We start from the raw sequence: 14,104 nt of genomic DNA, 5'->3' as shown, positions 1-14,104 counted from the left end.
CTTGCGTCACGCCCATACCTCTCGACAACAATCGCATTCCGCTTTAATGCCACTTGGTGTTTTTCAGCCCGGATTTCCGGCAATTCCAAGGTCGACCCATGAGCGTTGAGATGAGCAAGCCCGTTCCGCGTCCCGGTATTCTCGATATCGCAGCCTATGTGCCGGGTAAGGAACATGCGCCGGGCGTTGCCCGCGTCTACAAGCTTTCGTCCAACGAAACGCCGCTCGGCGCCAGCCCGAAGGCAATCGAGGCGTTCAAGGCGGCCGCCGACACTCTGGCGCGTTATCCCGACGGGCAGGCGGTCGAGCTGCGCGAGGCGATCGCCGCCGTGCATGGTCTCAATCCGGCAAACATCCTTTGCGGCAACGGTTCGGACGAATTGCTCGGCCTGCTCTGCCATGTCTATCTCGGCGCCGGCGACGAGGGCATCATCACCGAGCACGGGTTCCTCGTCTACAAGATTCAGATCCTGGGCGCGGGTGCCGTGCCTGTCGTCGTCAGGGAAAAGGACTGTACCGTCGATGTCGATGCGATCCTTGCCGCGGTGACGGAGAAGACGAAGATCGTCTTCATCGCCAATCCCGGCAATCCCACAGGCACCTATGTTCCCGTCAGCGAGATCCGCCGCCTGCAGGCCGGGCTGCCGAAACATGTCGTCCTCGTGCTCGATGCTGCCTATGCCGAATATGTGCGCCGCAACGATTATGAAGCCGGCATCGAGGTCGTGTCCTCCAATGCCAACGTGGTGATGACCCGCACCTTCTCGAAGGCCTATGGTCTTGCGGCGCTGCGTGTCGGCTGGATGTATGCGCCCGCCGAGATCGTCGACGCGCTGAACCGCGTGCGCGGGCCGTTCAATTTGAACGCGCCGGCAATCGCCGCCGGCGCTGCGGCCATCCGCGACCAAGCCTTCGTCCAGCAGGCCGTCTCCTTCAATCAGATGTGGGTGGAGACGCTCACCCGGGCGCTCGAAGCGATCGGGCTGAAGGTGACGCCGTCGGTCGCCAATTTCGTCCTCATCCATTTCCCCGAGATCGACGGCAAGCGCGCCGCCGATGCCGACGAGTTCTTGACGAGCCGCGGCTACATCCTGCGTGCCGTGCGCGGCTATGGCTTCGCCAATGCGTTGCGCATGAGCATCGGTCCCGAAGAGGCCAACCGCGGCGTCATTGCCGCGCTCAGCGAATTTATGGGACATCAGTCATGAGCGTGCAGTTCGATCGGATCGCGCTGATCGGCATCGGCCTGATCGGCTCTTCGCTTGCCTACGATATCAGACGGCTCGGCCTTGCAAGGGAGATCGTCGTCGCCACCCGCAGCGCCGATACGCTGAAGCGTGCGGAAGAACTCGGCCTCGGCGACCGCTACACGACGTCGTCGCAGGATGCCGTCAAGGATGCCGATCTGGTGATCGTCTCGGTGCCGGTCGGCGCTTCGGAAAGCGTGGCGAAGGAGATCGCGGGAAGCCTGAAGCCTGGGGCTGTCGTCACCGATGTCGGCTCCACCAAGGCCTCGGTCATCGCACAGATGCTGCCGCATATGCCTGATAATGTGCATTTCATCCCCGGCCATCCGCTGGCAGGTACCGAAAAATCCGGCCCGGATGCCGGCTTTCCCGGCCTCTTCGAAGGCCGCTGGTGCATCTTCACGCCGGTCGCCGGTACCGACGAGGCGGCGCTGAAGCGGCTGCGCAGCTTCTGGGAAGCGCTGGGCTCGAAGGTCGATGAGATGGATGCCGAGCATCACGACAAGGTGCTCGCCATCGTTTCGCACCTGCCGCATATCATCGCCTATAATATCGTCGGCACTGCCGACGATCTGGAGACGGTGACGGAGTCCGAGGTCATCAAATATTCGGCCTCGGGCTTTCGTGATTTCACCCGCCTTGCCGCCTCTGACCCGACCATGTGGCGCGACGTCTGCCTGCACAATCGCGATGCGATCCTCGAAATGCTGGCGCGTTTCTCGGAGGATCTCGCCTATCTGCAGCGCGCCATCCGCTGGGGCGAGGGCGACAAGATTTTCGAACTCTTCACCCGCACGCGCGCCATCCGCCGCTCGATCGTCCAGGCCGGCCAGGATGTCGACGCGCCTGATTTCGGCCGCCCCCACGCGCTGGATAAGAAGTAGCCGCCGCGATGGTGGAAGTGGCAAATGCGAGCCAGGCGGATATCGTTTGGCTGGTTCGTGAAGATGCCAGTTCCGGTGAAGCATGGGTATCGCGCTGCGTGACGCTCGGAGAATACCTCGTTGCCAAGGAGGGCAGCGAGATCGTCGGCTTTCTGCGCTTCTCCCGCTTCTGGGGCAGGGTTCCCTATATGGAAATGATCCGCGTCCTGCCCGGACATCGCCGGTCGGGCGTCGGCACCGCGCTGTTTCTCGCCTGGGAAGAGGCGATGCGCGGTGAGGGCGCCCGTCTGCTGATGACGTCGAGCGAATGCGATGAAAGCAGGCCCCAGGACTGGCATCGCCGCAACGGATTTACTGAAACCGGTGCGATCGAGCTGCCAGGCCTGCAATCGGTGCCGGAGGTCTTCTTCATCAAGCCGATAGCCTGAAAGGCGAGATAGGTCAGATCGGCGGAATCCGGCCGAGCGGGATGAAGCCGCTGACGGTGGCGTTGCCACGATCGACGACGAGATCGACCGAGACCTTGTCGCTGCCGGCGGCAAGCGCCTTCAAGAGCTTCGTCGCCGTGTTGACGGTCGAGGCGAGGTCGGGAAAGGCCTGCTTCAGGCTGTCGCTCCAGGGACCGAGCTGTTCGATCTCCAGCTTGAATTTTCCCGAAAGGAAGCCCTGCTCGTCGAAGGAGAAGGGGCCGGTGAGCGTCATCACCTTGCCGTCGCCGATGTCGGCGACGATGCGGCGCAGTTCACCGGTGGCGCCATTGAGGCCATTCGGGTCGCTGCCGTCGATCAGGCCGGCCTTGCCGGCGACGGTCAGGTCAATGCTGGCCGACAGTTTCGGGAAGATCTGCGGCCAATCCTTGATCGCCGTGTTCGCATCCTGCACGGAGATCGCGCCGTCGAGATCGGCGCCGTTCTGACGCAGATGGATTTCGGTGCGGGCCGCATCAAAGCTGATGGTCTGGCCGGTGAAAGAGGAGACTGCTATCGCTTTCAGACCCTCGATGACGGTCGAGCTGCGGTCGATGCCCCTGAGCCTGGTCGCAAGGCTCGATTGCAGGTTCGTCCATTGGGCCGAGATCGAAAGGCCGTTGCCGGTGCGGATCTCGGCCGGCGAATCGAGCTCCCAGACGATATTGCCGGGCGCATAGACCTGGGCTGCCGAGCGCAGCGCGCCGAAGGTGGCGGAGACGCCGTTGACGTTGTCGTCGACGTTGATCCTGGAGCAGAACAGGCCGATGCGGAAGGGATAACCGCGAAATTCGATATCGGAACATTCGCCGCTGACGCCAGCCTCTCCGCGCGGCGCGATCGCCTTCAACACCGTGGTCTTCAGCGCCGACGCCGCATAGAACCAGCCGCCGGTATAAAGCGCGATCGCCAGGAGGACGCCTCCACCCAGCAACCAGAATTTCTTGCCGCTGCCGGATTGGCTGCTGCCGGATCGGCTTGACGCTGCCATGATGTTCTCCAATGGTGAATCGCGAATGTGATTCCCGGTCTTGGCGTGCGATATGGACGAATTTTGGGTATTTGGCTACGGTTCACTGATGTGGAATCCGGGCTTCGAGTTCATGGAGCGGGCAGAGGCTCTGGTCTACGGCTACAGGCGTTCACTCTGTGTCCGTTCCTTTGTCCATCGCGGCACACGCGACAATCCTGGCCTGGTTCTCGGCCTCGACAGGGGTGGCGCCTGCCGCGGCATGGCTTTCCGCATTTCCGCGGAAAAATGGGATGAGGTGATCGATTATCTCCGCGCCCGCGAGCTGGTCACCAATGTCTACCTGGAGCGCCGGGTGCGGCTGCAGCTTGCCGGCCGGCGCCGGGTGGAAGCGGTCGCCTACATCATCGACCGCGACCATGAGCAATATGCCGGCGCCCTCGATGCGCTTGCCGCGGCACGGGTGGTGAACGAAGCAAAAGGCCAGTCCGGTCCGAATGATGCCTATGTCTTCAACACGCTGACGCATCTGAAGCAGATGGGCATTCGCGACCATTGGCTAGAGCAGGTCGTCCACGAGGTGGAACGGCTGCGCGCCGCCTGATCTTAATCTAGGCTGTCGCGGCGTTCAGTTTGCGCAGCTCCGCCAGCCTTTCGATCGCCGTCGGCGGCAGCGGCAGATGCGGATTTCGTTCGACGGTTTCGAGCAGAAGCTCATCGCTTGCCCGCTCCGATACCTCGATCAGCTGGGCGAAAAAGGCGTCCGGATCCATTCCCGGCATGATCGGCGGCAGGATCCTCACCTTGAAATGGCCGGGATAACGACGAATGCTGCGCCGCGGCCAGAAGAGACCGGGATGCATGGCGACCGGAACGACCGGGATGCCGAGATCGCGGTACATGCGGGCGATGCCGTATTTGTAGACCGGTTCGGCGCCTGGCGGGCGGCGAGTGCCCTCGGGATAGATGATCAGCTGCCGGCCGGTGGAAAGCTCGTCCTTGGTGCGTTTCAGCACTTCCACCATCACCTTGCCGCGGGCGCCGCGATCGACCGGGATCATGCGCTGTTTCTTCGCATACCAGCCGAAGAGCGGAATCCACATCAGTTCGCGCTTCAGGATATAGACCGGGTCCTTGAGCCAGGGCAGCAGCGCGTAGGTATCCCAGAAGGACTGGTGCTTCGGCGCCAGGATGTAACTGTCACCCGGCAGGTTCTCCAGCCCCTCGATCTCGAAGGTCGTGCCGACGATCACCCGCATCAGCCAGTGGTTGGAGCGGGCCCAGTTCTTCGGGATCGCATAGGCGATCTTGCGCGGCACCACGAAATAATATGGCGAGAGCACGATCATCCGGATGATGAGGTTGGCGTAGAAGATCGTATTGAAGAGAACGGAACGCAGGGCGATCATGAAACTTTCCCGAGGCATGCTCACGCGACCGGCCTACACGATATTGTCCGTCATAAAAAGCGTTTGATGACGCCCTCATGCAAAAGGCTCGTGCATGTCGCCCAAAACTGCGCAGCGGCTTTGGGACAACGACTTGCATAAAACAAGGCTTAAAGCGCGTCGCGCGAATTCGACTCGACGCGCGGCGCGTCTCTATTGCTGGCCGGACGCATTTGCCGAGCGCAGCCCGGTGTGACGGCCGAAGCCGGTGATGTTGCGGGCGCCGGTCAGCAGCACTTTCACATATTCGGCAAGCATGACGCGCATCGCATTCGGGTCGGTAAACCAGTTGCGGCTCTTCAAATCCGAATTGACCACGGGATAAGCGATGAAGTCGATGTCGGGATCGACATAGGAGAGCTCGGCGAGGCTTCGCGGCATGTGGTAGTTGTTGGTGACGATCAGAACGCTCCGGTATCCCTTGGCATGGATCCAGTTCGAAGCTTCCTCGGCATTGCCGATCGTGTCGATCGCATCATAGCCGATATCGACGCAGCAGGAGAAGAGATCGGCGGAGCCCTGAGTCATCCTGCGGATTTGCGCCGGTGTCGTGGTCGGGTGAACGCCGGAAATGAGCAAGCGCTTGCCGGCACCCTTCTGCAGCAGTTCCACGGCCTGGTCGATACGCTGGTAGCCACCGGTCAGGACGACGATCGCATCCGCCTTCGGCTCGGCCGGCGGCTTCAGCGTCGTCACGGAATCGGCAAAACGCAGGAAACCGCCGAACACCAGGGCCATTGCCAGCACGCAGGCAAAGCCGCCCCAGCGCAGCAGGCGGCGGATCGGCCCGCGCCGCGGCGGCACACCCGCCGGGCGGTCAAGCTCCGGGTCCTGCTGAGTCGGGCTGGGTGTCGTATGTCCCATGGTCATGAATCGTGATTATACGCTGATTGCGGCGCAGAACAGACGCTTTCGTGGTAAAACGGCATGGTCACGATCAACTTGCGATGCCGTCGGTGCGTGTCGGGTCCGAGCGCAGTGTATCGATTTCGTAGATCGTCCGCATGACGGTCAGGCGAGCGGTGAAGGTGGTCAGGAGCGCGATGACGATCATCGTCGCGAAGATGCCGGCATAACCAAGCACACCGACCGAGAAGGTGCCGAAGAGCGCGGTCGCCTGGTCGGTTTCGGGGGTGGCGAGGGTGCGGCTCTGCCAGAAACCGGCGCTGGCAAAGAACAGCGCGGCAAGCGCGCTGCCGATTGCCGAGCCCTTGAGGCTGATCTTCAGGAAATGCTTCTGGAATTCAGTGGCGACGAAGGAGCTTTCGGCGCCGACGAAATGCAGCACTTCGACGACGTGACGGTTACCCGACAGCGCGCCACGCGTGGCGAAGACGACGGTGAGCACCATCGCCGTGAAGACCAGGAGCAGGATACCGGTGCCGATCATGACAGTCGTGTGGGCCATGGACACCAGCCGGTCGACCCAGGTGCGGTGGTCGTCGAGGGTGGCCTGCGGGATACTGTCCTTCAGCAGCGACCGCATCGAATCGAAATCCGGTGGATTGCTCTCGTCGATGGTGATGATGACGAGGCGGGGGACGGGCAGATCCTTGAGATCGAGGCCGGGGCCGAGCCAGGGCTCGAGCAGGCGGGCGGTCGCCGCCTCGTCGACGATCTGGCCGCTCTTGGTGCCGACGAAAGTCAGCGCCAGGTCGCGCGCCTGGGTCAGCGCCTTTTCCATGTCGAGATTGTCGTCCGGCTTGATCTGGATGGTGATCTCGCGGGAGATCTGGCTCTCCCAGCTTGCCGCCGTCGAGCGCACCATGCTGACGCCGCCGAGCGTCAGGCAGGCGAGAAAGGCCATGATCGATATCACCACCATCAACGCGCTGCCCTGGATGTTGGATGGCGGCAGGATCGGCGCGGTCGGGCGCACGCGCATTTCCGGTCGCTTCTGCTCCGCCTTACCAGGCGCCTTGTCTCGGTTTCCGGATGGGGGCTCAGTCATAGATATCGAGATGCCCCCCCGAGAGGATCATGCGGCGGGCCTCCACCTGCTCCATCAGCGCCAGGTCATGGGTGGCTATCACGACCGCGGTGCCGAGGCGGTTCAGCTCGAGGAAAAGATTGAGCAGGCGCTTGGCCATGGGCGGGTCGACATTGCCGGTGGGTTCGTCGGCAAGCAGCACCTCCGGCCGGTCCATCAGCGCCCGGGCGATGGCGGCGCGCTGCTTCTCGCCGCCGGAGAGCACGGGCGGCAGCACGTTGATGCGTTCGCCAAGACCGACCCATTTCAACAGTTCCAGGACGTCGGTCTTGTAGGAGCTCTCATCCTTGCCGCGCACCCGTAAGGGCAAAGCGACATTCTCATAGGTGGTGAGATGATCGAGGAGGCGGAAATCCTGGAAGACGATGCCGACGCGACGGCGCAACAACGGCAGCTCGGGCCGGGGGATTTCGGAAATGTCGCGCCCGAACATGCGGATCAGGCCGCGTGTCGGCTGCAGCGACATGAAGAGCAGCCGCAGCAGCGAGGTCTTGCCGGCGCCCGATGGCCCCGTCAGAAACTGGAAGGATTTCTTCGGAATGTCGAAGGTCAGGTCCCGGAGGATTTCCGGGCCCATGCCATAGCGCAAACCGACATTCTCGAAGTGGATCAACGGGCAGCTCAGTCTGTTGTGGGTTTCACCGCGTGACTTGTTAACCAACACCGTTAACAGCCGGTAAATTTTGCCGGAAAGACGCCCGTTTGATGGCAATCTTTGCGAAGCATTAACCATTAAAATTTACGACTGAGCGGGATTCGTTTCAATGCCAAGATTTCCCCTGGCATCGAAACCATGTGGACATCTGCGAGGCAGCCACCATGGAAGCATCCTCCTTCAGCCGCCGGACACCGAGCCAGGCCTATGATTTCCTGCCGCCCGAACCCGCCAGCCGCCAGTACCGCTCGGCGCGTGCTGCCGATATCTCCGACGCCGAATTCGTCACCCTCGGCAAAGTGCGGCCTCGGGAATACACTGCCAGGACCCATAACGACAACCGCAAACGCATGGCTGCGGCACAGGCCGCACAGCCGCCGCTCCTGCCGGCGATGGCCGCTTCCATTCTGCAGACAGTGGAATCCTGGCTGCAGCGCGCGTCGATGCGCAGCTTCGCAGCACTGGTGCTGGGGCTCATCGTGCTCGTCTTCGGGCTCGCGGGCGGTTTTTCCGGCCTTTCCGGCGAGCGAGCCTATTCCGGCGTGCCGCTGCATTTCAGCCATGTCACGGTGACGCCGCGTGATGCGAACGGCATGCGGGTGCTCGTCATCAACGGCATCATCGAAAACGACAGCGGCACGACGCAGACGGTGCAGCCGATCCGTGCCGACCTCGTGACCGACGAGCGGCTGACCGCAAGCGTTGTCATCAACCCGCCGGCCGATGTCATCTATAGCGGCCAAAGCCGGGGCTTCTCGGCTCGCGTCCAGCATGCCGGCGGAAAAATGCCGGAGGTCCGGCTGTCCTTCCTGCCATAGAGCGCGCCGGGCATGGAATGGCCGGTTTTCTTGCCACAGGTCGCGCCAATCCCGTTAATTTCATGGCTGGCGAGGCTGTTTCAGGCTCGCATATGTGCTAACGGCTTACCCTTCTTTTCATGGAGCAAGCCTTATGCCTGTCGTGCGCGGAAAAAACATCGAGCCGCTTTTCACCGCCGAGCAGATCGCCGAGCGCAATCATTCGATGGCGCGCGAGATCGCCGACGGCCCGACCAAGGACCTGCTGGTCATCGCCGTGCTCAAGGGGTCCTTCATCTTTGCCGCCGACCTGATCCGCGCCCTGCATGACACCGGGCTTGCCCCGGAGGTCGAGTTCATCACGCTGTCGAGCTACGGCATCGGTACGGTTTCGCAGGGCGTGCGCATCGTCAAGGATATCGACAGCGACGTGCATGGCCGCGATGTCCTGCTGATCGACGATATCCTCGAATCCGGCCGGACGTTGCTCTTTGCCAAGGAATTGCTCTTCGAGCGCGGGGCGCGCAACGTCACCATCGCCGTGCTGCTCGACAAGCGCGTGAAGCGCAAGGAAAAGCTGGAGGCCGATTATGTCGGCTTCGAATGCCCTGACTATTTTGTCGTCGGCTATGGCATGGATGTCGCCTATGCCTTTCGCGAACTGCCCTTCGTCGGCGTGGTCACCGGGGACGCCTGAGCGACTGCAAAATGTTGCGGCGCTTTTGTGCGCCCCGCGGCGCTATCTTACTGTTCGAGACGGGTTGTTAACCATCTCGTCCATCGCTTCGTCATCTTTACCGATCGAAAAGGAAAGTCTGGTGATTTCCGTCGCGGGGCTGACACGGAGCGATGCACATATGGCAAGAATTCTGATCACGGAAGACGAGGATTCCCTGCGGTCTTTTGTAGCCCGGGCCCTGCGGCTTGATGGCCACGAGACCGATGAGGCGGCCGACGGGGCCGAGGGCCTGGAAAAGCTCAAGGATGGGGTCTACGATCTGCTGCTTTCAGATATCCGCATGCCTGTGATGGACGGTATTGAACTCGCCCATCAGGCGAAAGACGCTTTTCCCAGCCTGAAGATCCTGCTGATGACCGGTTATGCCGAACAGCGCGAACGGGCCGACGATCTTGCCGAAAAGATCATCGATGTCGTCGCCAAACCGTTCGCGCTTCCCGATATCCGCAAGGCGGTCGCCCGGGCGCTCGTCGCGTAGAGGACGATGCTGGAAGGCGTGAGCGGTTTTCGGACGGTATCCCGCTCTATTTGTTGATAGATCCGGATTCAGATTTTAGGCCGTCCGGCCTAAAATCATCCTATCCAAGATCCGGTGGCCTGAGGCCTACTGGATATCCAGCAATCGTTCGAGATACCGCCGCTCCATTTCCTGCGGCGGATTGTTGCCGAGCTTTTCGCGGATCGCGTCGAGGATTTCTCGCGCCCGCTGAACGTCGATTTCGTCGGGCACCTTCACGCTGTTATCGCCGAAATCCGGTCCCTGGGTCCGCCGCGGCCGGCCGAGCGGGTCGCGGCCATTCTGGTCGCCCTGGCCCACCTGGCCGTTCGGACCTTGACCCCGCTGGCCCTGCTGCGCCTGCATCATCTGGTTCATCATGTCGCGGGCGCCCTGGCGAAGCGCTTCCAGCGCGCGGCCCTGGCCCTCGATGGCGGGCTGGCCGCGGCCCTGGCCGAGTTCACGGCCGGCACCTTCCATTTCGCGCTGCGCCTGGCCGAAGCCGGGGCCGGGCTTCATGCCCATCTCGCCGAGTTTTTTCTGCAATTCGCCGAGCTGCCTGCCCAGTGCATCCTGGTGGGCGCGCAGCTGCTTCAGCGCCTCGCGTAGCTGTTCGGCCGTCATCTGGTCGGAGGGCTGCTGGCCTTCCTTACCTTGCTGGCCCTGCTGCTGATCCTGCGGCTCGCCGTTCTCTCCGGGGTTCATCTCGTCGAGCAGCGGATCGCTCTCGCCCATGTCAGGCTCGCCGCGCTGCATGCGGTCCCTGAGCTGCTGGTCGAGCCGGAAGGTCTGTTCCATCAGCTTCTGCTGGTCGCGCAGGATCTCGCCGAGCTTGTCGATCTGCTTGCGGGCTTCGCTGTTTTCCTGGCTCTGCTGGCCGCGCTGCGGCCGGCCCGCCTGCAGGTTGTTCATCATCCGCTGCAATTCCGACAGCATCTGCTGGGCCGCGTCACGATTGCCGGAGCGGGCGAGATTCTCGATCTGATCCATCATCCGTTCCAGATCCTGCTGGCGCAGGATGTTCTGCGCATTCTGGTTCGGCTGCATCGGCGCGTTCTGCATGCGTTGGGCGAGCTCACTCATATAGTCCTGCATCGCCTTGCGCAGCTCGTCCATCAGCTTCTTGATCTCGGCATCCGGGGCGTTGCGGTCCAACGCGTCGGCGAGGTTCTGCTGGGCTTCGCGCAGCTTGCGCTCGGCAAGCGAAAGATCGCCGTCCTCCATGCCCAGCGCAATCTCCCAGAGATATTGGGCGGTATCCTTCAGCGCATCCTCGCCCTTTGCGAGCTTCATGCGCGTCAAGGCGGATTCGAGCAGCAGGTAGTTGGTAAGCTTGGGGATGGTCTCCTCGGGACGGATGGTCAGCGCCTCGTTCAGCGCGATCGCCTGCGGCATCTTGCGGGTGTCGAGGGCGAAAACCTGCCGTTCTTCGGCGACGGCGGCGGCGAGCGGCTCGTTAAAGCGCCGCGACGGCATTATCATCTCATGCGGCGGGCTGCGGCCGGTCTGGCCGGCGGCATCCTTGGCGACGAGCGTGATGCGCACGCGTTTGCCGGCAAGCGGATGTTCGCTCAGGTTCCGGCTGGTCACGCCCTTGGCGTCGCGGGCGTTGCGGCGGGGGATATCCAGCCGGTATTCCGGCAGCGGATAGAGCGGCGTCGCCGTCGGATCGGTGTTGACGGGAACGATTTCCGCATGCGCTTCCTGGACGCCGTAATCGTCCTTGACGGTGAAACCGATTTCAAGCGCGCCATTGACGCTGGGCTTCGGCAAGCCGTCGAAGGCGATTTCCGGGGCCTTGTCGGGAAGCACGTCGAAGCTCCAGCGGCGGCCGTTGACTTCGAGTGCGCCATTCTCCTCGAGCTTCATCACATGTGTCTGCGCGACGAGTGCCTGGCTGGCTGGGGCCTGGCTGGCGGGTGCGGCATTCGGCAGCTCGCCGCCTGCTGCCGCCGCTTGCTGCGGCTTGCTATCCGCCTGCACTGATATATCCCGCGCCTCGCCGTTCGCCTTGCGGAACACCACTTTTTCGGCCGTCTTTCCGCCGCTGACGCGGACGGTGAGGCCTGAAAACTGCGGAATGCCGATCGGCGCCTGCTCGCTGCCATCGGCCGTCAGATAGATCGGCGCACGGCCGGTATAAGACGGCGGCGTCACCCACGCATCGATGCGCACCGCCGGATCGCTGACCACCTGCTCGGGTGCCGCCTGCAATGCGTCGCTGATCGAACCGCCGTTGATCGACAGCGAATAACCGAAGGCAGTGACCAGCAGCAGCGCCGGGATGGCGCGCAGCGCGAAACGGTCATGCGCGGCGATATCAGGTCGCGGCAGGCCGGCATCGAGCGCTGCGATCTTTTCGGCCATGCGCGTCTGGTGCTCGCGCCAGAGCGCCCGAGCGAAGGGCGTATCGAAGGCGGGCTCGTCTTCCTGGACGGTGACCGGCTGGTGCGGCAGGCCGTTGCGTTCCTCCAGCAGGCGATCGGCTTCGGCGACCTTCGGCCAGCGCAGGGTGCGGAAGGGGACGAGCGAGGCGAGAAAGGCGGCGGCAAAGGCGATCAGCAGCAGGATGCGCAGCCAGTCCGGCACGCTGCGGAAGACGCCGAACCAGGAGGCGCAGAGATAAAAGGCAACGACCGCCAGGACCGGCATCAAAGGCGGCAGTAACTGCTCGAAAAACAGCACCACGCGCGCCAGCAGACGTTTGGTCGTCACCAGCCGGGCAAGCGAAGGACGGAGCGCAAACGCACCTTTCTTCTGCCTTGAGGGGCTTGTCATCGGTCCGGTCTCCGCGATCTGGCGTTCTGAAACAGAGGGCGCTTCCGGCGATTGCGGGGCAATACGCTCATGAACGAAAGGATAACACTCTTTGTGGCGAAGGCGAGGGCGAGCGGCCGGTAATACTGGCTTTTCACGTTTATTCGCCAAAAAGTGATGGCTGCTTAAAGCGCGTCGCGATCTTTCAGATCGCTCCTGGCGCTTTAAATCTTTGTTTTATATCGTGATAGCAAACCGCTGCGCACTTTTGCGCGACATGCTTTAGAGCGCCGTGCGTCCTTTCGGACGCACAAAGGACGCTCTAGCTTTTTGAATCTACGCTTCGTGCTTTCCGAAAATCGATTCCGATTTTCGGGCCGATGCGTTAGTCCAGCCAGGCCGGGACGGAGTCGAGGCCGATCAGTTCGGCGTAGGTTCGGCGCGGGCGAATCGTATGAAAATCGCTGCCCTTGACCAGAACTTCGGGCACGAGCAGGCGGCTGTTATAGGTGCCGGCCTGGACTGCGCCATAGGCGCCGGCAGTGCTGACGGCCATCAGGTCGCCGGGCTTCGGCATCGCCATTTCGCGGTCGAGCGCCAGATAGTCGCCGGTCTCGCAGACCGGACCGACGACGTCGGCGCGAATGCGCGGAGCGTTGGCCGCCGAAATCGTCACCGGGCGGATCTCGTGATAGGCTTCGTAGAGCGTCGGGCGGATGAGATCGTTCATGGCGCCGTCGACGATGACGAAGGTCTTCTCGCCGCCATCCTTCACATAGAGGACTTCGGTCACCAGGATACCGGCATTGCCGACGATCAGCCGGCCGGGTTCGGTGATGATCTTGCAGTCCAGGCCGCGCAGCTGGTTCTTGACGATTGCCGCATAGGCATCCGGCAGCGGCGGCGGATTGTTGTCGTCCTTATAGGGGATGCCGAGACCGCCGCCGATATCGACGTGGTGGATCGTGTGGCCGTCGGCGCGCAGCGTCGCGACAAGGTCGTGCAGCAGCTTGAAGGCGTCGTCGAAGGGCTGGAGCTCGGTGATCTGGCTGCCGATATGCATGTCGATGCCGGTGACCTCGATGCCCGGCAGCCTGGCGGCATGGGCATAGATGGCGCGGGCGCGCTCCCAGGAGATGCCGAACTTGTTTTCCTTCTTACCGGTCGAGATCTTGGAATGCGTCTTCGCATCGACATCCGGGTTGATGCGGAAGGAAACCGGCGCTTTCTTGCCTGCGCTGACGGCGCGCTGGTTGAGGATTTCGAGCTCAGGCTCGGATTCGACGTTGAAGCAGTAGATGCCGGCCTCAAGCGCGAAATCCATCTCGGACGGAGTCTTGCCGACCCCTGAGAACATGATGCGGTTTGCCGGAATGTCGGCGGCAAGCGCGCGGCGCAGCTCGCCCTCGGAGACGACGTCGATGCCGGCGCCGAGACGGCCCAGCGTCTTCAGCACCGCCTGGTTCGAATTCGCCTTCATCGCATAGCAGACCATGGAGTCCATGTCGGCGAAGGCTTCCGAAAAGACGCGGTAATGGCGCTCGAGCGTCGCGGTGGAATAGATGTAAAACGGCGTGCCGACCGCCTTGGCGATCTCGGGAACGGAGACATTCTCGGCATGAAGGACGCCGTCACGGTATTCGAAATGGTTCAC

Annotated in this window: 14 protein-coding genes; 7 read left to right on the top strand and 7 right to left on the bottom strand. The window is 62.5% G+C overall.

Annotation, left to right across the window (positions count from 1 at the left end; genetic code table 11):
* The first annotated feature begins 110 nt into the window (after nt 1-110).
* Genes hisC through FHT79_RS30980 form a run of 3 tightly spaced genes read left to right on the top strand, consistent with a single transcriptional unit; the run spans nt 111 to nt 2,559 of the window.
* Nucleotides 111-1,208: a histidinol-phosphate transaminase gene (gene hisC / locus FHT79_RS30990; RefSeq protein ID WP_028756430.1), complete on the top strand. Its 1,098-nt coding sequence runs from the start codon at nt 111-113 to the stop codon at nt 1,206-1,208.
* Nucleotides 1,205-2,131: a prephenate/arogenate dehydrogenase family protein gene (locus FHT79_RS30985; protein WP_063476291.1), complete on the top strand. Its 927-nt coding sequence runs from the start codon at nt 1,205-1,207 to the stop codon at nt 2,129-2,131. The genes hisC and FHT79_RS30985 overlap by 4 nt, the downstream gene beginning before the upstream one ends.
* 8 nt (nt 2,132-2,139) lie before the next feature.
* Nucleotides 2,140-2,559: a GNAT family N-acetyltransferase gene (locus FHT79_RS30980; RefSeq protein WP_183904672.1), complete on the top strand. Its 420-nt coding sequence runs from the start codon at nt 2,140-2,142 to the stop codon at nt 2,557-2,559.
* A 13-nt stretch (nt 2,560-2,572) separates the two neighbouring features.
* Here FHT79_RS30980 and FHT79_RS30975 read toward each other — a convergent pair whose 3' ends face one another.
* Nucleotides 2,573-3,589, bottom strand: a complete 1,017-nt coding sequence (locus FHT79_RS30975) for a DUF2125 domain-containing protein (RefSeq protein ID WP_183904671.1) — start codon at nt 3,587-3,589, stop codon at nt 2,573-2,575.
* Between the two features lie 52 nt (nt 3,590-3,641).
* Here FHT79_RS30975 and FHT79_RS30970 point away from each other — a divergent pair, with 52 nt between their 5' ends.
* The gene (locus FHT79_RS30970; RefSeq protein WP_028756426.1) at nt 3,642-4,172 is read left to right on the top strand and encodes a gamma-glutamylcyclotransferase; all 531 of its coding nucleotides are present in this window, start codon (nt 3,642-3,644) and stop codon (nt 4,170-4,172) included.
* Between the two features lie 7 nt (nt 4,173-4,179).
* On the opposite strand, the gene FHT79_RS30965 is transcribed toward FHT79_RS30970, so the two are convergent.
* The 4 genes from FHT79_RS30965 to ftsE all read right to left on the bottom strand — a co-directional run bounded on the left by FHT79_RS30965 (nt 4,180) and on the right by ftsE (nt 7,619).
* Complete coding sequence (locus tag FHT79_RS30965) at nt 4,180-4,977, bottom strand: 1-acyl-sn-glycerol-3-phosphate acyltransferase (RefSeq protein WP_183904670.1); 798 nt, start codon at nt 4,975-4,977, stop codon at nt 4,180-4,182.
* A 192-nt stretch (nt 4,978-5,169) separates the two neighbouring features.
* Entirely contained in the window at nt 5,170-5,880 is a 711-nt protein-coding gene (locus FHT79_RS30960; protein ID WP_183904686.1) for a YdcF family protein, read from the bottom strand.
* A gap of 73 nt (nt 5,881-5,953) precedes the next feature.
* Nucleotides 5,954-6,967 (bottom strand): ABC transporter permease, encoded by a 1,014-nt coding sequence (locus FHT79_RS30955; protein ID WP_028756423.1) that lies wholly within the window; start codon nt 6,965-6,967, stop codon nt 5,954-5,956.
* Entirely contained in the window at nt 6,960-7,619 is a 660-nt protein-coding gene (ftsE, locus tag FHT79_RS30950) for a cell division ATP-binding protein FtsE (protein WP_003567051.1), read from the bottom strand. The genes FHT79_RS30955 and ftsE overlap by 8 nt, the downstream gene beginning before the upstream one ends.
* A 206-nt stretch (nt 7,620-7,825) precedes the next feature.
* On the opposite strand from ftsE, the gene FHT79_RS30945 reads away from it, so the two are divergent.
* The 3 genes from FHT79_RS30945 to FHT79_RS30935 all read left to right on the top strand — a co-directional run bounded on the left by FHT79_RS30945 (nt 7,826) and on the right by FHT79_RS30935 (nt 9,675).
* Nucleotides 7,826-8,479: a hypothetical protein gene (locus tag FHT79_RS30945; RefSeq protein ID WP_183904669.1), complete on the top strand. Its 654-nt coding sequence runs from the start codon at nt 7,826-7,828 to the stop codon at nt 8,477-8,479.
* A 133-nt stretch (nt 8,480-8,612) separates the two neighbouring features.
* Nucleotides 8,613-9,155 carry a hypoxanthine phosphoribosyltransferase gene (gene hpt, locus FHT79_RS30940; RefSeq protein ID WP_028756421.1) on the top strand — a complete coding sequence of 181 codons (543 nt, stop codon included), beginning with the start codon at nt 8,613-8,615 and terminating at the stop codon, nt 9,153-9,155.
* 160 nt (nt 9,156-9,315) lie between these two features.
* Nucleotides 9,316-9,675 (top strand): response regulator, encoded by a 360-nt coding sequence (locus tag FHT79_RS30935; protein ID WP_018495840.1) that lies wholly within the window; start codon nt 9,316-9,318, stop codon nt 9,673-9,675.
* Nucleotides 9,676-9,801: 126 nt separating this feature from the next.
* Here the strand turns inward: FHT79_RS30935 and FHT79_RS30930 are convergent, their stop codons facing one another.
* A complete protein-coding gene (locus FHT79_RS30930; RefSeq protein WP_183904668.1) occupies nt 9,802-12,471 on the bottom strand; it encodes a TIGR02302 family protein in 2,670 nt (889 codons plus the stop codon).
* A gap of 364 nt (nt 12,472-12,835) precedes the next feature.
* The gene (lysA, locus tag FHT79_RS30925) at nt 12,836-14,104 is read right to left on the bottom strand and encodes a diaminopimelate decarboxylase (RefSeq protein WP_028756419.1); all 1,269 of its coding nucleotides are present in this window, start codon (nt 14,102-14,104) and stop codon (nt 12,836-12,838) included.

It is taken from the genome of Rhizobium sp. BK212 (assembly GCF_014197475.1).
GTDB lineage: Bacteria > Pseudomonadota > Alphaproteobacteria > Rhizobiales > Rhizobiaceae > Rhizobium > Rhizobium anhuiense.
This window is presented reverse-complemented; position numbering and strand designations above follow the sequence as displayed.